The following is a 21,681-nucleotide window of genomic DNA, read 5'->3' as shown; positions in this document are numbered from 1 at the left end:
TTTACTGCAAGTTGTTCGCGAATACCGGCAGCTCTACCCAAACATACGGCGTTGTGGATGCCTTCAGCCCGTACTCGATGATCGTAATGACGGCAATCGTCTCGGCGGGATCGACCGCAGGCTTGCCTGTCTCGAAGAAGTGCACCAGATTTTCGATGAACGCCCCGAAGAAGTTGGAGTTCGCCGTTGCCTGCTTGAAGCTGCCGGAGTCGTAACGAACACCTAGCGTAAATGGGCAATTGTCCCCGAGGTGGTTCACTGCAGCCTGGCGTCCTTCGCCGAAGTCGATCAGCAGGGCGGGAGACGCCTCGGTTCCGGTGAACATGACGCGTTTCGGATTCGAGCCCATCAGCTGGACGATCGGCTCGATCTGATGGATGGAATAATTCGAGAAAGCACCGGGTCCCCAGCTGCTGATCGTTTGAATCCCTGCGGGTTCAAGCTCGGCATACTCGCTGGCGAAGCGAAGCGCCGAGGTCGAGTACATCGGCGTTCCATGCTTCGCGGCCAGCTCGAACAGACGGATGGCCGTCTCGCGATCAGGCGCAAACGTTTTGTCGATATACGTAGGCTTCCCGGAAGCCAGCGGCAGCTGCGACAGCTCCTCATGGTACTCGGGATGGTCCGGGGACAGAACGATCAGATAGTCGCTTCGTTCAACGACCTCCTCGATGGAATGCACCTGCTCGATCCCGTTCTCCTTGCACCAAGCTTCATTGGTGAGGCCGCCTTCTTTGTCCTGTTTGCCGTAGGCGCAGACGACTTTCATGGTTCCGTTGCTTGCCTGCTCAATCCAACCGGGATATTTATTCGCATGGAACTGGTCGAGATGCAGATCGACAAATCCGATTTTTTTCATAAAACCTATGCCTCCCTGACGTTTCGAACTGGGTTAGTTGCTGCTCTGGGCTACGGGCTGAAGCGATACCTCTGCTCCCTTGTCGGACGAATCATAGATCGCCTGGATGATCTGAGAGGACAGAATGACCGTATCGATATGCGATGGCTGCTTCTCCCCGGTCTGGATGGAGCGGATAAAGCCATCGATCTCGTTCTGGAACATGTTGCCGATATTGAATTTCGGCGTCGTTTCAAGCAGCGCGCCATCTTTCGCGGTATAGAAGGTGAACTCGGCCCCGTATTTCAGACGGATGCCGCCTTTGTCACCCAGGAAGTCGATGAACATTTCTTCGGCTCCGATATTTTGCGCCCACGCTCCGTTTAAGGAGATCGTAGGACCTTCCGTCCGAATGAGGGCCGTAACGAAATCGTCGACGTCATATGTGCCATCGTATTTCGGCGGGCCTGCCCACATCTTGAGGAAGGTGTAGTCCTCCATATCCTTACCGAGCTTGCAGTAAGCCTGGCCGGAAACGGTTTGCGGTTTCGGATCGCCGGTACAGTACATGACGACATCCAGGAAATGAACGCCCCAGTCGATCAGCGCGCCGCCGCCGGCGATCGCCTTCGTCGTAAATGCGCCGCCGAGACCCGGAATGGAGCGGTGGGCACGGAAGCTGGCATAGACATGGTACAGCTCGCCGAGCTCGCCGTTTTGAATCATGTTCTTGATACGGTTAACGCTTTCATTATAACGGTTCACGACCCCGATATTGAGCGTCTTGCCGGTCTCGTGCTGAACCTTCTGCATCTCGAGTGCTTCGGCATAGGTACGTGCTGCAGGCTTTTCGCATAATACGTGCTTGCCTGCCCGCAGGCAGTCGATAGCGATCGAGGCATGAACATCGTTCGGCGTGCAGATTGAAACAGCATCAACCTCCGGATCGTTCAGCACTTGCCGGTAATCCGAAACAGCTTGGCCGCATTCATATTTGGAAACGGCAGCCTCCGCCCGGTCCAAGGCAATGTCACAGAAGTATTTGATTTCAGCATCTTCGTTGGCTATGTAGGCGGGAATATGAGCGCTGTTGGCAATCGTGCCGCAGCCAATGACGGCAATTGTAATTTTGTTCATCGGTTCTCCTCCAAAATCGTGGATTTGTTAAAGCCTGCGTAATGGTGACGCCGAATTGAACTTTCATTAGTTTCTTGCACAGAGTATACCATGGGCTGCATGCATTCGGATTTCACTATTGTGTTTATTTATTGGATTATCGTTCAGGGTTAAAAAAACAAGGTTCGCGATCTAATAGGCGTTCTTCTTATAGTAAGCCGGAGTTGTGCCGGTATATTTCTTGAAGATGCGGCAAAAGTAGGGCAGTTCGTTAAATCCCACCTTAAAACAAACCTCCGTCACGCTCAGCTCGGGCTGCGCGAGCAGCTTCATCGCCATGCGGATCCGGTAGTTCGCCACATACTGGCTGAAGGTGCGGCCGGTCACCTCTTTGAAATGCCGGCAGAAGTTCGTCCGGGACATCATCGTGACGGCGCACAGCTCCTGCAGGCTGAGGGGCTTGTCGTAATGGTTATGGATAAACTCGATGGATTTCATAATAGGCTCGCGATACTGGTTGGTCGAGCCCGCCACTCCGGCGGCCCCGTTCTCAGTCTGCTCCCGGCTCAGGATGCCAAGCAGCTTGAGCAGATTCGCTTTAAGCAGCAGCTCGAAGCAGGGGCCTCGGCGGCCGTATTCGGCTAGCATCTCGGTCAGCAGCTCCCTGACGGCAAGATCACTGCTGCTGGAGAGCAGGATTTTGAGAGGAATCTTATCTTCAGGGACCGTGAACGACTCAATGAAAGCCTGGTCGAACCCGCTGGAATCTCCCATGTGCGCACGCAGATGCTCGTTAACGAACTCGGGCATAAACTCGCAGCCGAGCACTTCAAGCTCTTTTCCTGGAAGCATTTCGACCCTGTGCACGCTGTAGGGAGGCAGGACGAATATGCTGCCTTGGGTCATCCGGTATTTTTGGCCGAACAAGGTGTGGTCGAACTCTCCCCGGCTGATGTACCAGATTTGGAAGTAGTCGTGCATATGGTCCGACAGGCTGCCGAATTCCTCGGTAATCCGGTATATTTTGCACGGCAGGCCGCTGATCATCTCCAGCTCCGACGTGAAAAAGGCGACGCCCCGGCGGGTGCATTCGGCAATATCGGGCTTGATCCAGTGAATGGCCATCTCGATGTCCTCCTGAATGAATTCTTCGCTGAATTTGATAGTTCATCATATATACTATTCATAGCATAACGCATTCATGGCATGAAGGAAGAGGGAAATATAGTATCAATCAGGTAAGATATGAGCGACAAACTGTCCTATGCGTTCAAGCGACGGAAATAAAAGTTCTACCAGGGGAATTATGGTATAATTGAAGAGACAAAGTAACCGGTGGGAGTGACGCGGCGAAGCTAACCCGAGAGGGGGTGACGCCGTGTCCCTTCTTGAATTGACGCTCAAGCTCCTTGACGGAATGCTAAAGCTGGTTGGCATTATTACTGGCCTGAACGCTTTAGTTAATGCCTCCCGGAAACGATCGCGGCCAAACAAGAAAAACCACCGGGAATAGGTTGGCGCCTAGCTATCCGGTGGCTTTTCATTGAATTGTGAAATCCTCGCCGTGGTCGCCCACCGGCCTTTGTTAGAAGTCGCGATGTGTCCAGCATCGCGGCTTTTTAAGTTTACGCATCTTTAACCAAAGTATACCACAAAAGCATGAAAACAACACAGGCATTTCAATGGATGAAGCATGCCCGCTGCATTTCAGCATAGGGCGATATGGCGTCAATAGGGCTGCTGGCGGCGGAATTCGTCCAGCATCTGCGCCTTGATCTCCTCGATCGGAAATTGCTGGGGATAGGTGGAGATCATAAGCATGATGCCTTGGAGCGTAGAGGAAAAATAAAGCGAGCGCTTGCGCGGTTCGGCGACGCCGAGCCGCTCGAATATCCTGCACTGGAGCTCGAACTGCCGCGCCGCTTCCTCTACGAGGAGCCTGCTGTACTTGATCAGCTCCTGATCAGCTTCGGGCTGAGTCTGGAGATGGAGATAGAACCGGTGTTCCTCCGGCTTTTGATAAACGCTGTCGATCGCGTGCCCGATAATGAACTTCAGCTGCTCAATAGGTTCGGTGAGCGCAGCTGCATCCTGCATGACCTGCGCGATGGCCTCGATGCGTTCCGTTACCATCGTGGCGAGCAGCTCCTCCTTGCCTTGAAAGTAATTATACATCAGGCCTTTGGATATCCCGGCATGGCGGGCTACATCGCTGATGGAGGTGGCGTGGTAGCCTTGGCGGATAAACAAGTCCATCGCGGCCTCCAAAATGTTGGCTTTCGCCATCTGTCGAATGCGTTCGTTCTCGCTAGGTGTCCGCGGCATGAATCCTTCAGTCCTCCACAAAATCGGTAATATGCTGAGATACAGCTTCAGGATGAGTCAGCGTAACCATATGATCGGCCCCTGTTATCCTGACGAATCGGATGTCCGGAACTCTCTGAAAGCTTTCGGCGACCAGCAGGTTATCAGGAAGTTCCTGGTCTCCGATGATGAATAGCGTTCTGGTCTGAATCTCTTCGAGCCGCTCGTAGGCAGGCGGCGCCGGCCAGATCGGCGCAAAGGCGGCGGCAGGCCACGTAAAGGTACGCATGAAATGGCGGCGCAGCATGTCAACCATGAGCTCCCGCTGGAGGCTGTTCCTGGCCACCTCATAGGACGGGGCGCCGATCGAACGCTCAATCATCAGCTCTACGTCCGGAGCGGCTTCGCCCACGTGTTTCATATAGTCCTGGAATTCATCGGAATACGGATAGCCGGATAAGGCAGGTGCGATCAGGACTAACTCCGATACTCTTTCAGGATAATGGATCGCGAATTCGGTGGCAATCTGGCCGCCCATGGAGTGGCCGACGATGGCAGCCTGCGGAAGGTTGAGGTGGTCGAGCAGGGACAGTACATCAAGAATATAGTTGGGCTGCCCGACAGGAGAAGGGGAGTTGCCGATTCCTCTACCGTCCATCGCAATCACTTGAAAGCGATCTTGGAGCAGCGGCGTGATGAGGCTCCAGTCCCGCAAATCGGCGCCGCCGCTGTGAATCATCAAGATCGGCTTCCCTTTGCCGTGAATCTCGTAATACAAATCCATGTGAACACCCTCCATTCATTTTCCGAAATATGGATCGGCCGATGCGTTTATTTTATTATTGGTTGACCGGTTAGTCAATAAAAAAACGGAGGAATACGATCACCTATCAACGAAAGATTGACACCGAAACCACGCGCGCCGGCATTCAAAAAGCTCCCCCCGAGTCGTAAGCACGGCGCTCGAAGGGAGCTGCTCTTATTGTAGAATATGAATTATTGCAGGGCCTTCAAAATCGCAAACCCGTATGCAGGCAGCTTCACGGTCAGCTGGCCTTGCTTCGCGCTGAGCGATTGACCGTTCCACAGGTTGGTCCATTGCTGGTGCTGCACAGGCAAGGAAATGGTATTGCCGGCTCTATCGTTGTTGACCGCCACGATAATCGTTTCGTTGTCGTCCTCGCGCAGGTAGGCAAGCTTGCCGCCGTTCTTCTCCGCCTGCAGGAACTTGAAGGAGCCTGTGCGCAGCGCCGGATGGGATTTACGCAGCTTGATGAGGGTCTGGTAGAACGTGAACAGATCCTTGTCGTGCTTGGTCTCATCCCACTCCATGCATTTGCGGCAGCCCGGATCGTGTCCGCCGTCCATGCCGATTTCGTCGCCATAGTAAATGCAAGGGGTGCCGAAATAAGTGAACTGGAACATGGCCGCAAGCTTCATCAGGCGCTTGTCGCCGCCGGCCTGCGTCAACAGTCTCGCGGTATCGTGGCTGTCCAGCAGATTGAACATCACTTCGCTTGCCTGTCTCGGGTAGCCCGCAAGCTGCTTGCCCAGCATGAAGGAGAACTTCTCCGCATCCGCGGTGCGGTTAATGAAGAAGTCCAGCACCGCATTCGTGAACGGATAGTTCATGACGGCGTCGAACTGGTCCCCTTCGAGCCAGATGGAGGACTCGTGCCATACTTCACCCAGGATGTAGGCGTCAGGATTGGCTTTTTTCACGACCTGACGGAATTCGCGCCAGAAGCTGTGTCCGACCTCGTTGGCGACGTCCAGGCGCCAGCCGTCGATGCCTGTCTCTTTGATCCAGTATTCGGCAGCCTTCAGGAGGTAAGCCCGCACCTCCGGATTCTCCGTGTTCAGCTTCGGCATGAGCGGTTCGAAGGCGAAGGTATCGTATGTCGGGATGCCGTCCACCACTTCAAGCGGCAGGGAACGGATATAGAACCAGTCCTTGTATTTCGATTTTTCACCGTTCTTCTGCACGTCCACGAATGGCGCGAACGTTCTGCCGGAATGGTTGAAGACCGCATCGAGCAGGACGCGGATCCCCCGCGCGTGGCACAGGTCCACCAGCTTCTTCAGCGTATCTTTATCCCCGAACTGAGGGTCGATTTCCAAATAGTCTTCCGTATCGTATTTATGGTTGGTCGTTGCCTTAAACAGCGGCGTGAAATAGATCGCGTTGACGCCAAGCTCGCTCAGATGATCCAAATGATCGATCACCCCTTGGAGGTCACCGCCGAAGAAGTTGTTCGGCGTCGGCTCTGCGCTTCCCCATGGCAGTGCGCCTTCCGGATCGTTGCCCGGGTCGCCGTTTGCGAAACGCTCAGGGAAAATCTGATAGAATACGGCGTCCTTCACCCAAGCCGGCGGCTGGAATACGTCATCCGGGTTAATGAACGGGTACTCGAACAGGCGATCCGGATTAGCCGGCGGCTCCGTCAGGAAGTCATATTCCGTCATCCAGCGCTTCTCCTGCCCCTTCTGGAGCAGGAAGCCGTATTTCAGGCGGCGGTATGGCGGCGTAGCCTCGCACTCCCAATAGTCGAACAGCTCATCCGTGGCCAGCTTGGTCATCGGAATGTATTCCATCGTCTGATCCCACATGTATTTATCGCCGGCAAGCGCGTAGACTTCGGTGAGATCATCCTTTTTCGTACGGATTCTGAGGTGGACGGTCGTTCCGTCGTAGGCATAAGACCAGTTTTTGCGCGGGCGATGATAAATGGCTTCCAAGAACATCGATAAATTCCTCCCTTGATTGATAAAATTAAAAAAAGGCACACCCAGGACTAAAAAATAGCCGAGGTTGTACCTTTTGTAAGTAGGGGATTTTGCAAAATCCGATTCCAGCCGCTTCAGGGCCACAATATACAGACGAATTAAACCGTTTCGATCTCTATATTGATGATTGAACTATGGATTTGTGCAAAACCTCAAGTAAGATAACATTGCCTTTAAATTATGAATTTGATGACTCTGCTAAAAATATACCATGCGGTCTGCGACGATACAAGCCCTAAGCCGGGAACAATCAAGATTCAGCAGCCAATCATAGTACCGTGCCTGTGCCAGTACGGGTATGATTGCGGGTTTCAGGGGCATGAATGATGCTATAATTAGAAGAAGAGGGACAAGCCTGGACGGATAAACGTTAAAGGGGATGACAAAGAATGCATTACGATGATCAGGTGAAGAACCGCGTTAAGCGGATTGAGGGACAGCTTCGGGGGATATTGAAAATGATGGAGGAGGCGAAGGATTGCCGGGAGGTCATTACGCAATTAACGGCTGCCCGAACGGCGATCGACCGCACGATCGGTGTCGTGGTCAGCGCCAATCTGGTGGATTGCGTGCGCAAGGCCGAGTTGGACGGCGAGAATACCGAGAAGCTCGTGCAAGAAGCGGTGAACCTCCTCGTCAAGAGCAGGTAGGCCTCCCGGCAATCCCAAGCGGCGAGAAGGGGAGAAGCACGGGTGCGCTGCGTCTTAAATGTTAATTTGCTGCGAGTGGTTCATGAAATGGATCAGGATCGGACAAAATGGGTAAATAAATGTAATGACTTCTTAAAGGAGGGTACTCATATGTCTGTCAATGAGCAAATTATTCTGGCCAAGCGTCCGCAAGGGATGCCGAATCAGGCGGATTTTGCGTTCGAGGAACAGCCCATGCCCGTTCCGCAGGCCGGCGAAGTGCTGGTGCGGACGGTGTATCTTTCGGTTGACCCGTATATGCGGGGAAGAATGAGCGAAGCGAAAAGCTACGTCAAGCCTTATGAGGTGGGCGAGGTCATTCAGGGCGGCGCGGTCGGCCAGGTCATGGAATCCACGCACCCGGGATTTCGGGAAGGCGATTTCGTTGCAGGCAATTGGGGCTGGCGGCGGTACGCGGTTGTGAGCTCATCCACGCTGCGCAAGATCAATCCGGAGCTGGCTCCCGTATCGACCGCACTGGGCGTGCTCGGGATGACCGGCTTGACGGCGTACTTCGGGCTCCTCGACATCGGCCAGCCCCAGGCTGGCGAGACCGTCGTTATATCCGGGGCCGCCGGGGCCGTCGGCATGATCGTTGGACAGATCGCCAAGATTAAGGGAACCCGGGTGATCGGCATTGCCGGATCGGATGAGAAGATAAGGTATTTAACGGAGGAGCTGGGTTTTGACGCGGCTCTGAATTATCGCTCGGAGACGTTTGAGGACGAGCTTCGGGAGGCTTGTCCCGACGGCGTGGACATTTACTTCGATAACGTCGGCGGGGAAGTCTCCGATGCGGTGCTGCGTCTGATTAACAAAAATGCGCGCATTCCGATTTGCGGACAAATTGCGCTGTACAATCTGGAGAAGCCGGATACGGGTCCGCGGATTCAAAGCCTGCTGCTGACCAATACGGCCTTGATGAAGGGATTTCTCGTCGGCGATTATCAGAGCCGGTACAATGAAGCGCTTCACGAACTGGCCGAGTGGCTGCGGGACGGAAAGATTAAGTATGCCGAGAATATCATCGAAGGCTTCGAGAATACGCCGGAGGCGTTCCTGGGGCTGTTCAGCGGGGAGAATCTCGGAAAACAGCTGGTGAAGGTAAGCGAGGAGCAGAATTGACCCATTGAAATCGAGCATCTTGCAAATAGAAAAAGAGTGGCGGCCGCACAAAGGCTTGGCTCAAAGGAGCCCTTGCACCGTGCGATCGGCACTCTTTTTTTCGTGACACGCCCTGGCTCACATGGCCGCTTCGGGGCCTGTGATTTGCTGATACTGGCGGTACATGGAGATGCGCCAGTGTACGATCATTCCGTATGCGAGCAGGAAGAACAGCGCCGCCGTCTGCGGAATGGAAATATGCTGCTCAATGTACCCGTGCAGCAGGAGCCGGAAGGCCAGCAGGCCAAGCAGGATGTAGACAAAGCTGCGTGACTTCTGCATGAAGATCTGCCCGTCCACCTTCTCGAACCGGGTGCTTCGAATGAGCGGATAGGAGAAGATAAACCAGCCGACAAGAAATGCGATGATCCCCCACCAGATCGGGATTCGCACCTGCTTCTCCACGAACATCAAAAATCCTGTGCTCATCGCGAGCGGCGGAATAATGATCTTCCTAACGGTTACCGGCCGGTGGCTGGCCTTCATCCGAATGAATATCACCGTCAAGGCCATGACGAGCATCGCGACCGTGGAGCCTATTTGAAGAATTGGGGAATTGAAATCAACCACAATTCAGAACCTCTTTCCCTAAGTAAGATGAGATGGCTATATTCTGTTCCTTGATTATAGCATATTCTCATGACAGGCAAAATCAGGGGCGAGAGAAGCTGTTTTTCGGCGAAAGAAGCTGTCGCAAGCTTAGTTGTCGTTGTCCATACGCCGGTTCGCGAGACATCGGGCAGCAGCCATCATTTACCGCGCCGCCTGGCGCCTGAAAGAGGCACCCGGCAAGAGCTTGATCGAGGGTTAATGCTGTCTGCGCTGAGCGTTCAGCCCCTGGATGAATATCTCGATCATGTACGCGAGGCTATCGTCCAGGGACAGATTCATGGCGAACTGGCCGCCGCGTTCCAGGGAGGAAAAGCCGTGGCACAGGCTTCGGAGCGTTCGCACTGCGTGCAGCGCCCCAGCTTCTTCGAGTCCGTAAGGAGCGAGCACCTGCAGCAGCAGCCTGACAATCTCATCGCCGATCTGCTTCGTGTCGGCCTGATCCGGCTGGATCGGCTGAAGAGCGGCCTCATATAGGCCGGGGTGCGTTCTGGCGAACTCGACATAGGCGATGCATGCGTGCCGAAGAGCCTCCTCGCCGGAACGGCCGGCGACAGCCTTCAGCAGCCGGTCATGCAGAATCTGGAGGCCGTACTGCGTTAAAGCGGCATGCAGGCCGGGAAGCCCGTCGACATGATTATACAGCGACGGCGATCTGACGCCTAACCGCCCGGCCAGCGCGGCCAGTGTAACGGAATGGAAGCCGCCCTGGTCGGCGAGCTCCGCCGCGGCCTGCAGGAGCTGGTGGCGATCAATGCCGGGTCTTGGACTCATTGCGCAGCCCTCCCGATGCGTCTTTGCGCCTCTTCAATTGCACGCTGCATGCGCGCCTCCGGCTTCACAAGCATTGGACCATGCCCGACGGCCAGAACGGCAGGCTGAAGCGCTGCATGGGCAATCGCGGTCGACAGAGCCAGCTCCTTGCTCCAGGTTGCCATTGCCGGGAAAGGGAACCACGGGCGGAGCACGCCGGAGACTGCCAGCCCGCCGCGGGTCTGCCAGGCGTCGCCGGCGATCAGAATGCCGCTGCGCTGGTCCAGAAACGCCATATGTCCCGGCGTGTGGCCCGGGGACGCGAGCGCTTTAAGCGAGCCGACGCTGTCGCCGTCCTCAAGCAGCACATCCGGCACCGCCTTTACCGCTTTAGGCTTAGGCACGCCGCCGCGGATCGCGGTCTGTGGCTCGCCCGGGAGCAGATCCCGATTGCCTGCGAGCAGCTGCGCATCCCGCCTGGAGATATAGACGGCGGCCTGAGGCAGCGCCTTCGTCAACCCGTCGAGGGCGCCGATATGGTCATCGTGGGCATGGGTTAACAGGATGCGCGTAATCGGCTTTCCGATAGCCGCTGCGGCTTCGAGGATGCCTTTCTCGGAAAACGGCATGCCGGCATCAATCAGCGTCAAGCCGTCATTTTCTTCAACGAGATAGACATTAACGGGAAATAGGCGGGGCAAAAACGAAACTTGGGTAACCTGTTCGATCGTGCGGGTTAACATGGAAATCAATCCCCTCTCGCTTAAAGCTAATTATGTTAGTATATTAACTAATATCATTAGTTTTAGCAAGCCTGATTTTAAATATTTCCTGAATATGCATGATACGACACTAAAAAATTTATAATTTTACCAAAATTTGAGTGCAATTTTATAGCGTATACGTTACCATAAAGAATAGATATTACGGAAAAAAATGTAGATTATTTTTAAACATTTATGCAAAGGGTGAGAGGGCGGACGAGATGGACTTTTTCAAGCGTATCGTTCTGTTGATGCTGATGTATACCTTCTCGGCAGTGCTGCTGTACGTGGCCAGCGAGCATGCGCCGTATCTGCTTCCGGTCATCTGGTTCTCGGCGCTCTTGCTGTTGCTGTGCGGGATTGCTTACTTAGGCTATCATTATTTATATAAGGGCCGCAGAAGAAGCTAGCAGATGGCCGTATGATTCGCCTGTCCGACCGCCGGACAGGCTTTTTTGCTGTCTTTTTCAAAAAAATAAAACGATTCCCGATGCTGTACGGTCTTTACTATAGTGAGGATTTTGCAAGAATTTTAAGGGCAATTTTCAACCAGAGCAATAAATCGAGCGAACGGTTGAGTTCGTAATTTATTGAAACCGGGAGTTGCCGGAATCGAATTTTGCAAAACTCTGATCGTGTGACACTTTATACAAATGCTGCAGGATTCATGGGGGGAAGGAGCGGCGGATGGACGAGAAAGAGCTTGCGCTGGCTGCATGCCGGGGGGATGAAGAAGCGTTTTACATGCTTGTCGCAAAGCACCGGAGACGGTTATACGGGATCGCGTACAGCTATCTGCATAATGAGATTGATGCGCTGGAGGCGCTACAGGAGACGGTGTGCCGGGCATGGATGAAGCGCCGGAAGCTTAAGCAGCCGGAAGCGTTCGTTCCGTGGCTGATTCGGATCTTGATTCATTGCTGCATCGATGAGCAAAAGCGAAAAGCGCGAACGGTGCCGGTGGAGCATGTGCTGGAATCCGGGACGATGTTCGAGATGATCCATGACAGCAAGCTGGATTTGGAGCGTGCGTTAAGCCGGATGAAGCCCAAATACCGGCATGTGCTGATTCTTAAATACTATCAAGACATGACCGTACCCGAAATCGCAGACATTCTGGACTGCCCTGAGGGCACGGTTAAGACGCGGATCCATCAGGGACTAAAGCTGCTGCGGCAGAAAATCGGGGAGCCGGGAGGTGCCTTATTCCATGTTTGAGAAGGAAGAGCGGCTGCTTGCTGAAATGAAGCATGAAACGGAGAAGGAATCCATGATGGTGCCCGATGAGGCGCTGGATTCGGCGATTCGGAGCGGGATTCGAGCGGGGGAGCGGAGAGGGAAGAAGCGGTATCGCCTTCGCGCTGCTTCTGCCGTGGTCATCGCTGCCGCCGCCGTGCTGCTGCTGACCCTTTGGGGAGGCGGCAGCACGCCGGGACCCTCGCCGCAGCTCGCCCAAGGGCCGTATCCGCCGCTGACAGGATTCGATATCGCGGGCGATATTACGGCTAGCACGGCGAATCGGCATGGCTTGATTCAGCCTGTGAACCAATCCAAGTCATCAGGCGAGTACACAGTCACTGTTCAAGGTGTACTGACGGGGCCTCAGCGGCTGCAGGTCTTCTACACGATAGAGAATCACTCAGGCCGGAAGGCAATGGTGCTCCGGGAAGAGCTGAAGCAGCCGGGCTCTGACTATAAGTTGTCATACGGATCCAGCACTGGAGGCGGGTCGTTTCTTGAGACAGGTATGTCGACGAAACAGGTGAATTATTATTTTGATGAAAGTACTCCAATACCTGAATCAGTCACCTTCGCCGTCGCGGTAGCCCCGTACTCGACGAATACGGTGTACAGCAGGAAGTCCCCGGATGAGGAGGTCATGGAGATGGACCTGAGCCTCGATCTGGAAACGATGAGACGGTTTACGAGCACCGTGCCGTTAAACCGAGTGATTGAAATCCAGGGGCAGACCATGACGCTTAAGGAGGCCGTACTGTCGCCGTCGGGCATCACAGTGAAGGCAAATATTTCAAGAGAAAATTCGATGAAGGTGTCCGGACTGTTCCAGCCGTATATCGAGTCCAGCAAAGAAGGTTCCTCTGCCGTGCAGCTCGGCAATCCCCTGACGTGGATGCCGGGTGCTCAAGGAGACATGACGTATTTCTTTGAGAGCGATGCACTTGATCAGCCGGACACACTCGTTTTGAAGGCTGGAGGGATGCAAGCTGTAAACCAAGAGGAGATGCAGATCGTCGTGGACGTTAAGCAGAAGAAGGTGCTGAGCTCGCCGGAGGATCGTATTCAGTTCGGAGACTATACGAAGAGCAAGGATAAATATACGCTATCGCTAAAATATGAAGAACGCGATTTCAATCATGGAGCAGTCTCCATCGACTCTCTGGGTTTTACGGATGGGAAAGGAAAGCGACATGCATTTAATGAAGCGGAAGGCTCCAGGACCAATGCGGAATCGACCGCGGGAAACGGCTACCGGCGTACGACGCTGTACCTGTATCTGGAGCCGGAGGATTATCCGCAGCCGCTGACCTTTGACGTCAGCAGCTTTCCCGGCGTCATCGAGCAGGCGATCGAAGTACCGATCCAGTAACGGGCTCGATCGGCAGTTCAAGTCGGGACCCCGAGAAGTGCGTTCGGTGCAGCTTGGAAGCTCCACGATGCTCACGGTGCAGTCTCTGCCCATGCTCTGCTCCCGGTGCAGTCGCAAGCCGACGCTCGGCTGCGGGTGCATACGGCCTGCCTTTTTTCCCGCCCCCAAAATGACGAAGCCCTCCGGGATTTCCCGGGGGGCTTTTTGTATCATTATCTCAATCGATCTACTTCCTGCGTTCGGTCGGCGAGCTTCCTTCCGGACGCTTGGCGTCGAACAGCTCGATGAGCGGTTTCGGCACGCCGTTCAGCAGCAGCCACTGCCGCAGCGTTTCAATAGCCCGGACGTGGCCGTTCCCCTCGTCCTTCCAGGTCAGCAGCTCGGCGACTTTAATCACCAGGAGCGTAAGCTCGAGCTTGTCCCGTTCGGACTGGTCGGCCCGAATCTTGTGGAAGACGGCCTCCTTCTCCCAATCGAGGAGTATTTCTTCCCCAATGGTCGGCCGCATGAGGGAGTAGCTGTGCTCGCAGCGCGGACAGTGAACCGTGATGAACGGTTCCTTATGGAAATAGGCCTCTACTTCGCAGCCGCACTTGCGACAGCGGAAGGTGACGTGTACTTCAGTATTGGTCAACATGTCTTGGATGCCTCCTTCGAAGAGAACGGTACTTATCCTTACCCAAAACTTGGAGGAGGTGACCCACACGGACCATGACAGGCTGCCCGCCCGGCACGAAAAAACGGGTCATCCAAGGGGCATTCTGCGTTGAAGCCGCATTCCTTGGATGGCCCGTACAGCTCTTCGCTCGGCCAAGAACAACTCCTACCGTCTTGCACCTTCCCGGACATTTGCCAACACGTTGTACAGGAAAGCCAGAATACCAAGCGTGACCAGGACTCCGCCTACTGCGACGACCGGCTCAACCGATTCGGTTCCGCTCATCAGTAGGAACAGACCGATCATCATGATGGGCAGGCCGATGTTATGGAGCCAGAAATGAACCTTCCCTGCGGCTGACTCCCCTGCGGCGGGGAACAGATAGTAAACGATCCCTGCCAGAGCCAAAGACGCCCAGCCGAGCAGGTTGATGTGCGCGTGAATCGAGCTGTAGGTATAGCTGTGGGAGATCGACATATACATGCCGAGCAGGACACCGATGACGAAATAGACGGCTGCAATTTTGATGAGTTTGATTCCCATATTAGGCCCCCTTCATGGATAACTACTATGATATATGTCCGCTGCGGTGAAGTAGAACCGAAGGAAGGCGGGATTTATCTATCCAAAATAGAAAACCGGCGGCTCCACTAGGGAACCGCCGGTTAAGCATGTGTCCGGTTCATAGGCCGGGCCAGCAGGTTTAATAAGAATTCTATTATTCCAACTCGAGCACGTCATAGATCATCCACTTGCCTTCCGACTTCGTCAGCCAGTATAGATAGGTGGTAGATATCATATCGCCGTCGGCATCATCGCTTTCCTCGATATACAAGACCGCGTCCTCCCCGTCGTAGAAGAGAGGATGGGTCACCTCGGCCTTCAGGTTGAAGTTCAGCTCATCGAAGATGCCGTCTGCGATGCTGCTCTGGAACAGCTCATAATATTCGGAGTTCGGGTGAATGACGGACATCAGCAGCGGGCCGTTCTCCGTGTTGAAGCCCTTGTACTGGGTATCGATCACATCCTGAATCGCCTTCAGCTCCGCTTCAGGCACGTTGGCCCGGGAGGCAAGAAATTCGTCGGAGACGTTGTATTCCTGCTCGTACTCCCCCGGGAACGCGAGCTTCCAGACGCCGGAGGCATCCTTCTTGAAGTAGTTATAGCTGTAGATCGTAGTGTCCCAAGTGAAGGGCCCCGAGACGCGCTGGACGGTCGTGGCGACGAACGCTTCAGCCGTTGTGCCCGCAAGCATTACGTCCGATACCTCGCTGGATACGTTAAGGTCAAATTGGAATTGATCCTTATAATATTCGTCGAGTCCTGCCAGAAGCGGGGATTGCGGATGGTATGCCGTTTTGGCCTTGGCGAGATCCTTGGCATTCTCGGCCGCATCCAGCGTGCGGTACAGCTTCTCGATATCGGCTTTCGCCTTGGCGGTCGGCCCTTGGCGGTCGATCTTGATCGTGCGCGCCTTGGCATCCCATTTGACCGGCAGGCCGGTCGCTTCCGCGACGAACCGCAGCGGAACGAGCGTGTTGCCTCCTTGCGTAAACGGAGCGCCCGGAAGCTTGCTCTTCACGCTGTTGACATATGCCACGGACTGGCCGAGCGTCATCTGCAGCTTTTGGTCGATGTATGTCCCCGTAATTTGCTTCTTGGCTCCATCCCATCCAACCGTGTAGTTCAGTGCCTGAAACAGCGGCCGGAATTGGACGTAGGTTACCCCGTTCTTCATGATCGGCGGGGCCTGGAACTTGATTTCCTGGCCGTCCAGGTACACGCGGATACGGCTTTGTTCCTTCGCCTGCACGGCCTGGGCAGCACCGCCGAACAGCAGAAGGAAGGCAATGGCGAGAAGGCTGATTTTTTTGTACAAGTTACTGTCATCTCCCTCATCTAATGATAGAATAGAGTAGTAATCGTGGTAATCGTACATGATAAAACCAGCTCCGGCAATACTTTTCTATGGGACTAATATATGGAATGCCCTGCGGTCTACGCTTGCCCGTTTTTTGCTCAAGTAACGGTAAGACCGGGGCGATGCTGGGTAATACATAGTGAGCGAAGACAAACGCTGATGGATTGGCTTTTCTATCCAATGATAAAGGAGTGGATCACATGACAGCAGGACAGGAACTGATATTTTACATAGGAACGTATAATTCCGAGAAAGAGAATGCCATTCATTGGGGAGCGATGGATCGGAATACCGGAGAGCTGAGGCTTCTCGGCGGTACCGCTGGCATCGAAAATCCGACCTATTTGGATTTTGACGAGTCCATCTCGGTGCTGTATGCCGCCAGCGAGATCGGCGAGAGCAAGGTGGCCGCGTATTCTGCGAATCTCGTAACCGGTGAATTGACCATATTGAACGTCCAGCCTACCGGCTCGTCCGGTGCTTGTCATGTGTCGCGCACGTCCGACGGGAAATATCTGCTTACGACGGGGTACAGCGACGGGCATATTTCCGTGCTGGTTTTGGAGAAGGACGGCAAAGTGGGCGAAATCGTCTCCAAGATTAAGCACAGCGGACGCGGGCTTCGCGATGACCGCCAATCCGAGGCGCATCCTCACTCGGTGTTTGAAGACCCGCAGCATAAATATATCGTCGTCAGCGATCTTGGCATGGATGACGTCAATTTATATCGGCTGGATGAGGGCAAGCTGGTGACACACCGCGAAATCAGCCTGCCGCCGGGTTCAGGTCCGCGCCATGTAGCCTTCCATCCGAGCGGGAAATGGGTGTACGGCACCAATGAGCTGAACAGCACCGTAACGGCTTATGCGTATGATGCAACATTCGGGGATTTGAAAATTCTTCAGCATGCGTCCACGCTGCCGGAGGATGTCGTGATGGACAACAACACGTCCTCCCATCTGCTGGTATCCCCATGCGGCCGCTGGCTGTACGCTTCCAACCGGGGGCATGACAGCATTGTCCAGTATGTCATCGACCAGGATACCGGTATGCTGAGAGCCGTGAATTGGGTTTCTTCCGGTGGAAAAACCCCGCGCCACTTCAATATTCTCCCGGGAGGATTTCTGCTTGCGGCGAATCAGGACAGCAGTCTGATCGCGAGCTACCGGATCGATCCGGACAACGGAAACCTGGTATCGACCGGCTATACGCTGGAGGTTACACGTCCGGTATGCATCTGCCCGGTGGAAAAGGCGAAAGCGAAAGTGATTAGGGGGTAGCATATTGAAGGAAGACGGCCGAGAACAGAGGCTCTTCCCGCGCATAGATAAAGGGGCAGCGATCACCGCCTGACGGTGCAGCTGCCCCTTGCTGTATACCCATTAACGTAGTTGTAATTCCCGGTCACAGTATGCCCGGAGCAGACCTCGGCCAGCCGGAGGTTATCGGGCGAATATATGCTTGCCGATCTGCACGGTCTGCGGTCTGGACCAGATCCAGGTGCTGGTCGCCGTGACCGGATTGAAATAATAGAGCGACTCGTAGGTCGGATCCCAACCCCGCACCGCATCAAGTGCCGCCCTATAGGCGGTTCGGTTCGGCGTCAGCCAATACTGGCCGTCATCCACGGCTGTGAAGGCCCGCGGCTGGAATACGACTCCCCTAATGTCATTCGGGAATTCGCACGACTGGATACGGTTCATGACAACGGCTCCGACCGCGACCTGACCTTTATAGGGCTCGCCGCGGGCTTCGCTGTAGATGATTTTGGCCATAATGTCCATTTCGGACTGGTTCAGCGTATATTTTTTCAGCTGTCTCCAGGTTTGCGGACCCGTGATGCCGTCGGCAGGCACGCCGTACTCTTTTTGGAAACGCAGGACGGCTGCTTTGGTGTTCGGTCCGTATTTACCATCGAGCGGCTGGGTATAGAAATCAAGCGTTTTCAAGCGATACTGAAGATCCCATACATCTCCGCTGGCGCTTCCGGGCTTTAATGTGGCTGCTGCCTGTACCGGCTGCGCGAACACGGGGATAAACAGAAGAAAGCTTAAGATAAGAGCAGAAATGTTTTTCCGCAATTTCGTTCGTATGATGATCATCTCCTTTCGGGTTGAATTATAAGGACGGAAGCGGCGGCATACAACCATCAGGATATGGAAAATCGCGTAACGGCGGGGGATTTTCCATGAAAAATGGTGCTTTGGACCGAGCATAAATTTACTGGATTTTATTCAAAAAAAAGGTTTGACAGCAGCACCGTGACTCATTACAATTACAAATAACACACTAAACAGGTAGGAATTATTATATATCGTTCTCACCGTACGGACGGAGGAACGCTCCCAAGCATGAAGCAGGGTCCTAAGCTTTAACAGGCCGGGTCCCACGCTCATTTCATGCTGCCGAGCCTTCCTCTGTCTTTTTTTTGGACTGATGATCCTGCGGCCTGTTTAGTAGAGAAAAATAAGGGAAGTGGTCTGGTATGAACAAAGCGTTGAAATTAGGGGTTCTGTCAGGATTAACGATGCTGCTCGCCGTCATGCTCACGGCGTGCGGATCGGGTACGCAGGGAGAGGGCAAGAATGCGGCGGAAGGAAATACACCTAAAGCTTCGGAGCCCGCACCAGAGGGCGCCAAGGAGAGCGTAGAGCTGCTGAACGTGTCCTATGATCCAACGAGAGAGCTCTACGATCAGTACAATAAGGCATTTGCCGCGTATTGGGAGAAGGAGAAGGGGCAGAAGGTTACGTTTAAGCAGTCGCACGGCGGCTCGGGCAAGCAGAGCCGATCGGTTATCGACGGCCTGGAGGCCGATGTTGTAACGCTGGCGCTCGGCTATGATATCGATGCGATCCGCCAGGCCGGGCTAATCGAAGAAGGCTGGGAGAGCAAGTTCGAGCATAACAGCTCCCCGTACACGTCTACGATCGTGTTTCTCGTTCGCAAAGGCAATCCGAAGGGGATCAACGATTGGCCGGATCTGATCAAGGAGGGCGTCGAGGTTATCACCCCGAACCCGCAAACCTCCGGCGGAGCACGCTGGAACTATCTCGCGGCATGGGGCTATGCCCTCAAGGCGAACAACAACAATGAAGCGAAGGCGCAGGAATTCGTGAAGGAACTGTTCAAGCATGTACCGGTGCTCGACAGCGGGGCGCGCGGCGCGACAACCACCTTCGTGGAGCGGGGCATCGGCGATGTGCTCCTGGCATGGGAGAATGAAGCCTACCTGTCCATCAACGAACTCGGTCCCGACAAATTCGAAATCGTCAATCCGTCCGTCAGCATCTTGGCCGAGCCGCCGGTCGCCGTTGTTGATAAGAATGTCGACAAGCGCGGCACACGGGAGGTCGCTGAAGCCTATCTGAAGTACCTGTACAGCGAGGAAGGACAGACGATTGCGGCTGACAATTACTACCGGCCGACGCTGGCTAGCGTAAGCGAGAAGTATAAGGACAAGTTTCCGGAGATCGAGCTGTTTACGCTGAAGGACGTCTTCGGAACATGGGAGGAAACGCAAACGAAGCATTTCAATGACGGCGGAATCTTCAATCAAATTTACGTGCCGGGCAGCTGATCGGCCTAAAAGGCCGAAGGCGGAAAGGAATGAGTGAGATAATGGCTGTGCTTAAGCGACAGAAAAGGAGCGGCAATCGCAGCGTGCTTCCCGGATTCGGGGTCGGCATGGGAGTTACGGTATTTTACATGAGCTTGATCGTGCTGGTGCCGATGTCGGCTTTGCTGCTGAATCAGACGGGGCTGACCTGGGAGAAGTTCTGGTCGGTCGCAGCCGACCCGCGGGTACTGGCATCCTATCGGGTCAGCCTGACGACCGCCGCATTGGCGGCTCTCGCGGATACCGTGCTGGGCTTGCTGCTGGCATGGGTGCTGGTCCGCTATGACTTTCCTGGCAAAAAGCTGTGGGATGCGCTGATCGACCTGCCGTTCGCCCTGCCGACGGCGGTGGCCGGCGTCGCCCTGACGGCGATCTATTCCGCCAATGGCTGGATCGGGTCGCTGCTTGAACCTCTCGGGATCAAAGCCGCGTTCTCGCCGCTAGGCATTACGCTGGCTCTGATGTTCATCGGCATTCCGTTCGTCGTGCGAACGGTGCAGCCGGTGCTCGAGGACGCGGAGCGGGATACCGAAGAAGCGGCTGCGACGCTTGGCGCGGGGAGATGGCGGACCTTCCGCACGATTATCCTTCCGACGCTGATCCCGCCCCTGCTGACGGGCTTCGCCCTTGCTTTCGCCCGCGGCATCGGGGAATACGGCTCCGTCGTCTTTATCTCGGGCAATATGCCGATGAAGACGGAGATCGCGCCGCTCCTGATCATGTCGAAGCTGGAGCAGTTTGATTACGCCGGGGCAACGGCAGTGGCTTTGCTGCTTCTGCTCATCTCCTTTGTGCTCTTGCTCGGCATTAACATCCTGCAGCATTGGACGCGGAAGACCGCGCGCTGACCTTGGAAGGAGGGAATGACGATGGCTGGAATTGTTCCTGCGGCGGCATCCGTGAAGAAGGGGGCCTCGGCGTCCCCGGCGGCCGAGGAGAAGCGCTGGGTGAAGTGGACGTTGATCAGCCTGGCCGGACTCGTGCTGCTGTGGCTGATCGTCCTGCCGCTCGTCACGGTGCTGACGGAGGCGCTTAAGAAGGGCTGGGATGTGTATATCGCGGCTTTGTCCGACCCGGATGCGCTATCCGCGCTTCGGCTCACCTTGCTGGTGGCCGCCATTGCGGTGCCGCTCAATACGATCTTCGGCGTCATCGCAGCCTGGACGATTACGAAGTTCAGCTTCAAGGGCAAGCAGCTGCTCGTGACGCTGATCGATCTTCCTTTTGCCGTATCGCCGGTGATCGGCGGGCTGATCTTCGTGCTGGTCTTCGGCCGTCAGGGCTGGTTTGGCCCATGGCTTGCGAGCCATGATATCAAAATCATATTTGCCGTCCCCGGCATCGTGCTGGCAACGCTGTTCGTGACATTCCCGTTCGTGGCCAAGGAGCTCATTCCGCTCATGGAAGAACAGGGCACGAAGGAAGAGGAGGCGGCCGTGACGCTCGGCGCGAAGGGCTGGCAAATCTTCACGCGGGTGACGCTGCCCAACATCAAGTGGGGCCTACTGTACGGTATCATTCTGTGCAACGCGAGAGCCATGGGCGAGTTCGGCGCCGTCTCGGTCGTTTCCGGTCATATCCGCGGAGAGACCAATACGCTGCCGCTGCATGTCGAGATTTTATACAATGAATACCAGTTCTCGGCATCGTTTGCCGCAGCCTCTCTGCTCCTGCTTTTGGCGCTAATCACCTTATTATTTAAAAATTGGCTTACTCGGAAAAATGTCCATTGACAGTCGTTTCCATCCCGTGCTAATGTAAAGTTAATTCATAGTATACGGGTTGGAAAAGAGAGAATAAACCTTCGGATGCAGGAATGTTATCTTGTACCCCCGCAAGCATAAACAGATC

22 protein-coding genes are annotated in these 21,681 nt (G+C 54.8%); 9 read left to right on the top strand and 13 right to left on the bottom strand.

Annotated features, from left to right (window positions below; genetic code table 11):
* Position 1: 1 nt before the first annotated feature.
* The 6 genes from MKX76_RS20115 to MKX76_RS20090 all read right to left on the bottom strand — a co-directional run bounded on the left by MKX76_RS20115 (position 2) and on the right by MKX76_RS20090 (position 7,003).
* Entirely contained in the window at positions 2-859 is an 858-nt protein-coding gene (locus MKX76_RS20115) for a Gfo/Idh/MocA family oxidoreductase (RefSeq protein ID WP_210094218.1), read from the bottom strand.
* 33 nt (positions 860-892) lie between these two features.
* Positions 893-1,975 carry a Gfo/Idh/MocA family protein gene (locus MKX76_RS20110; RefSeq protein ID WP_028404750.1) on the bottom strand — a complete coding sequence of 361 codons (1,083 nt, stop codon included), beginning with the start codon at positions 1,973-1,975 and terminating at the stop codon, positions 893-895.
* A 171-nt stretch (positions 1,976-2,146) separates the two neighbouring features.
* Complete coding sequence (locus tag MKX76_RS20105) at positions 2,147-3,079, bottom strand: AraC family transcriptional regulator (RefSeq protein ID WP_341034519.1); 933 nt, start codon at positions 3,077-3,079, stop codon at positions 2,147-2,149.
* A 603-nt stretch (positions 3,080-3,682) separates the two neighbouring features.
* Positions 3,683-4,279, bottom strand: coding sequence for a TetR/AcrR family transcriptional regulator (locus MKX76_RS20100; RefSeq protein WP_341034517.1), 597 nt, complete (start codon positions 4,277-4,279; stop codon positions 3,683-3,685).
* 7 nt (positions 4,280-4,286) lie between these two features.
* A complete protein-coding gene (locus tag MKX76_RS20095; RefSeq protein WP_341034515.1) occupies positions 4,287-5,042 on the bottom strand; it encodes an alpha/beta fold hydrolase in 756 nt (251 codons plus the stop codon).
* Between the two features lie 212 nt (positions 5,043-5,254).
* The gene (locus MKX76_RS20090) at positions 5,255-7,003 is read right to left on the bottom strand and encodes an alpha-glycosidase (protein WP_341034513.1); all 1,749 of its coding nucleotides are present in this window, start codon (positions 7,001-7,003) and stop codon (positions 5,255-5,257) included.
* Positions 7,004-7,434: 431 nt separating this feature from the next.
* Here MKX76_RS20090 and MKX76_RS20085 point away from each other — a divergent pair, with 431 nt between their 5' ends.
* Together MKX76_RS20085 and MKX76_RS20080 are read left to right on the top strand one after the other, a co-directional pair.
* Complete coding sequence (locus MKX76_RS20085; RefSeq protein ID WP_007130503.1) at positions 7,435-7,695, top strand: metal-sensitive transcriptional regulator; 261 nt, start codon at positions 7,435-7,437, stop codon at positions 7,693-7,695.
* Positions 7,696-7,845: 150 nt separating this feature from the next.
* Positions 7,846-8,859, top strand: a complete 1,014-nt coding sequence (locus tag MKX76_RS20080; protein WP_007130502.1) for an NADP-dependent oxidoreductase — start codon at positions 7,846-7,848, stop codon at positions 8,857-8,859.
* A gap of 117 nt (positions 8,860-8,976) precedes the next feature.
* On the opposite strand, the gene MKX76_RS20075 is transcribed toward MKX76_RS20080, so the two are convergent.
* The 3 genes from MKX76_RS20075 to MKX76_RS20065 form a co-directional block, all read right to left on the bottom strand.
* Positions 8,977-9,468 carry a CcdC family protein gene (locus MKX76_RS20075; RefSeq protein WP_007130501.1) on the bottom strand — a complete coding sequence of 164 codons (492 nt, stop codon included), beginning with the start codon at positions 9,466-9,468 and terminating at the stop codon, positions 8,977-8,979.
* 237 nt (positions 9,469-9,705) lie between these two features.
* Positions 9,706-10,281 (bottom strand): TetR/AcrR family transcriptional regulator, encoded by a 576-nt coding sequence (locus MKX76_RS20070; RefSeq protein ID WP_341034511.1) that lies wholly within the window; start codon positions 10,279-10,281, stop codon positions 9,706-9,708.
* Positions 10,278-11,003 (bottom strand): MBL fold metallo-hydrolase, encoded by a 726-nt coding sequence (locus MKX76_RS20065; protein ID WP_341034510.1) that lies wholly within the window; start codon positions 11,001-11,003, stop codon positions 10,278-10,280. Before MKX76_RS20065 ends, MKX76_RS20070 begins: the two co-directional genes overlap by 4 nt.
* Positions 11,004-11,245: 242 nt before the next feature.
* Here MKX76_RS20065 and MKX76_RS20060 point away from each other — a divergent pair, with 242 nt between their 5' ends.
* From MKX76_RS20060 to MKX76_RS20050, 3 genes are all read left to right on the top strand, one after another.
* On the top strand, positions 11,246-11,434 hold the full coding sequence (locus MKX76_RS20060; protein WP_007130498.1) for a hypothetical protein: 189 nt from the start codon (positions 11,246-11,248) through the stop codon (positions 11,432-11,434).
* Between the two features lie 277 nt (positions 11,435-11,711).
* On the top strand, positions 11,712-12,242 hold the full coding sequence (locus MKX76_RS20055; protein ID WP_341034509.1) for a sigma-70 family RNA polymerase sigma factor: 531 nt from the start codon (positions 11,712-11,714) through the stop codon (positions 12,240-12,242).
* Entirely contained in the window at positions 12,235-13,632 is a 1,398-nt protein-coding gene (locus tag MKX76_RS20050; protein WP_251536031.1) for a DUF4179 domain-containing protein, read from the top strand. Before MKX76_RS20055 ends, MKX76_RS20050 begins: the two co-directional genes overlap by 8 nt.
* A 226-nt stretch (positions 13,633-13,858) precedes the next feature.
* Here the strand turns inward: MKX76_RS20050 and MKX76_RS20045 are convergent, their stop codons facing one another.
* The 3 genes from MKX76_RS20045 to MKX76_RS20035 all read right to left on the bottom strand — a co-directional run bounded on the left by MKX76_RS20045 (position 13,859) and on the right by MKX76_RS20035 (position 16,169).
* A complete protein-coding gene (locus MKX76_RS20045) occupies positions 13,859-14,269 on the bottom strand; it encodes a hypothetical protein (protein WP_251536029.1) in 411 nt (136 codons plus the stop codon).
* Positions 14,270-14,455: 186 nt separating this feature from the next.
* Positions 14,456-14,833 (bottom strand): hypothetical protein, encoded by a 378-nt coding sequence (locus MKX76_RS20040; RefSeq protein ID WP_007130494.1) that lies wholly within the window; start codon positions 14,831-14,833, stop codon positions 14,456-14,458.
* Positions 14,834-15,008: 175 nt separating this feature from the next.
* The gene (locus tag MKX76_RS20035) at positions 15,009-16,169 is read right to left on the bottom strand and encodes a copper amine oxidase N-terminal domain-containing protein (RefSeq protein ID WP_244869046.1); all 1,161 of its coding nucleotides are present in this window, start codon (positions 16,167-16,169) and stop codon (positions 15,009-15,011) included.
* Positions 16,170-16,411: 242 nt separating this feature from the next.
* Here MKX76_RS20035 and MKX76_RS20030 point away from each other — a divergent pair, with 242 nt between their 5' ends.
* Positions 16,412-17,491 carry a lactonase family protein gene (locus MKX76_RS20030; RefSeq protein ID WP_213613145.1) on the top strand — a complete coding sequence of 360 codons (1,080 nt, stop codon included), beginning with the start codon at positions 16,412-16,414 and terminating at the stop codon, positions 17,489-17,491.
* A gap of 162 nt (positions 17,492-17,653) precedes the next feature.
* Here the strand turns inward: MKX76_RS20030 and sleB are convergent, their stop codons facing one another.
* Positions 17,654-18,313, bottom strand: a complete 660-nt coding sequence (gene sleB, locus MKX76_RS20025; RefSeq protein WP_341034508.1) for a spore cortex-lytic enzyme — start codon at positions 18,311-18,313, stop codon at positions 17,654-17,656.
* A gap of 383 nt (positions 18,314-18,696) precedes the next feature.
* Between sleB and MKX76_RS20020 the strand changes: the two genes are divergently transcribed.
* Genes MKX76_RS20020 through cysW form a run of 3 tightly spaced genes read left to right on the top strand, consistent with a single transcriptional unit; the run spans position 18,697 to position 21,563 of the window.
* Positions 18,697-19,791, top strand: a complete 1,095-nt coding sequence (locus MKX76_RS20020) for a sulfate ABC transporter substrate-binding protein (RefSeq protein ID WP_213613143.1) — start codon at positions 18,697-18,699, stop codon at positions 19,789-19,791.
* Positions 19,792-19,820: 29 nt separating this feature from the next.
* Positions 19,821-20,678 carry a sulfate ABC transporter permease subunit CysT gene (cysT, locus tag MKX76_RS20015; protein WP_007130489.1) on the top strand — a complete coding sequence of 286 codons (858 nt, stop codon included), beginning with the start codon at positions 19,821-19,823 and terminating at the stop codon, positions 20,676-20,678.
* Between the two features lie 21 nt (positions 20,679-20,699).
* On the top strand, positions 20,700-21,563 hold the full coding sequence (cysW, locus tag MKX76_RS20010; RefSeq protein WP_007130488.1) for a sulfate ABC transporter permease subunit CysW: 864 nt from the start codon (positions 20,700-20,702) through the stop codon (positions 21,561-21,563).
* Positions 21,564-21,681: the final 118 nt, after the last annotated feature.

It is taken from the genome of Paenibacillus sp. FSL R5-0810, from assembly GCF_038002285.1.
In the GTDB taxonomy this organism is placed as follows: Bacteria; Bacillota; Bacilli; order Paenibacillales; family Paenibacillaceae; genus Paenibacillus_AQ; species Paenibacillus_AQ lactis.
Note: the sequence above shows the minus strand (reverse complement) of the source record. Positions and strands in the feature narration are given on the sequence as shown.

What these genes read in the sequence shown, in the direction of transcription:
- MKX76_RS20115 (WP_210094218.1), bottom strand. Translation starts at nt 859, where the DNA reads ATGAAAAAAATCGGATTTGTCGATCTGCATCTCGACCAGTTCCATGCG.
- MKX76_RS20110 (WP_028404750.1), bottom strand. Translation starts at nt 1,975, where the DNA reads ATGAACAAAATTACAATTGCCGTCATTGGCTGCGGCACGATTGCCAAC.
- MKX76_RS20105 (WP_341034519.1), bottom strand. Translation starts at nt 3,079, where the DNA reads ATGGCCATTCACTGGATCAAGCCCGATATTGCCGAATGCACCCGCCGG.
- MKX76_RS20100 (WP_341034517.1), bottom strand. Translation starts at nt 4,279, where the DNA reads ATGCCGCGGACACCTAGCGAGAACGAACGCATTCGACAGATGGCGAAA.
- MKX76_RS20095 (WP_341034515.1), bottom strand. Translation starts at nt 5,042, where the DNA reads ATGGATTTGTATTACGAGATTCACGGCAAAGGGAAGCCGATCTTGATG.
- MKX76_RS20090 (WP_341034513.1), bottom strand. Translation starts at nt 7,003, where the DNA reads ATGTTCTTGGAAGCCATTTATCATCGCCCGCGCAAAAACTGGTCTTAT.
- MKX76_RS20085 (WP_007130503.1), top strand. Translation starts at nt 7,435, where the DNA reads ATGCATTACGATGATCAGGTGAAGAACCGCGTTAAGCGGATTGAGGGA.
- MKX76_RS20080 (WP_007130502.1), top strand. Translation starts at nt 7,846, where the DNA reads ATGTCTGTCAATGAGCAAATTATTCTGGCCAAGCGTCCGCAAGGGATG.
- MKX76_RS20070 (WP_341034511.1), bottom strand. Translation starts at nt 10,281, where the DNA reads ATGAGTCCAAGACCCGGCATTGATCGCCACCAGCTCCTGCAGGCCGCG.
- MKX76_RS20065 (WP_341034510.1), bottom strand. Translation starts at nt 11,003, where the DNA reads ATGTTAACCCGCACGATCGAACAGGTTACCCAAGTTTCGTTTTTGCCC.
- MKX76_RS20060 (WP_007130498.1), top strand. Translation starts at nt 11,246, where the DNA reads ATGGACTTTTTCAAGCGTATCGTTCTGTTGATGCTGATGTATACCTTC.
- MKX76_RS20055 (WP_341034509.1), top strand. Translation starts at nt 11,712, where the DNA reads ATGGACGAGAAAGAGCTTGCGCTGGCTGCATGCCGGGGGGATGAAGAA.
- MKX76_RS20050 (WP_251536031.1), top strand. Translation starts at nt 12,235, where the DNA reads ATGTTTGAGAAGGAAGAGCGGCTGCTTGCTGAAATGAAGCATGAAACG.
- MKX76_RS20045 (WP_251536029.1), bottom strand. Translation starts at nt 14,269, where the DNA reads ATGTTGACCAATACTGAAGTACACGTCACCTTCCGCTGTCGCAAGTGC.
- MKX76_RS20040 (WP_007130494.1), bottom strand. Translation starts at nt 14,833, where the DNA reads ATGGGAATCAAACTCATCAAAATTGCAGCCGTCTATTTCGTCATCGGT.
- MKX76_RS20030 (WP_213613145.1), top strand. Translation starts at nt 16,412, where the DNA reads ATGACAGCAGGACAGGAACTGATATTTTACATAGGAACGTATAATTCC.
- sleB (WP_341034508.1), bottom strand. Translation starts at nt 18,313, where the DNA reads ATGATCATCATACGAACGAAATTGCGGAAAAACATTTCTGCTCTTATC.
- MKX76_RS20020 (WP_213613143.1), top strand. Translation starts at nt 18,697, where the DNA reads ATGAACAAAGCGTTGAAATTAGGGGTTCTGTCAGGATTAACGATGCTG.
- cysT (WP_007130489.1), top strand. Translation starts at nt 19,821, where the DNA reads ATGAGTGAGATAATGGCTGTGCTTAAGCGACAGAAAAGGAGCGGCAAT.
- cysW (WP_007130488.1), top strand. Translation starts at nt 20,700, where the DNA reads ATGGCTGGAATTGTTCCTGCGGCGGCATCCGTGAAGAAGGGGGCCTCG.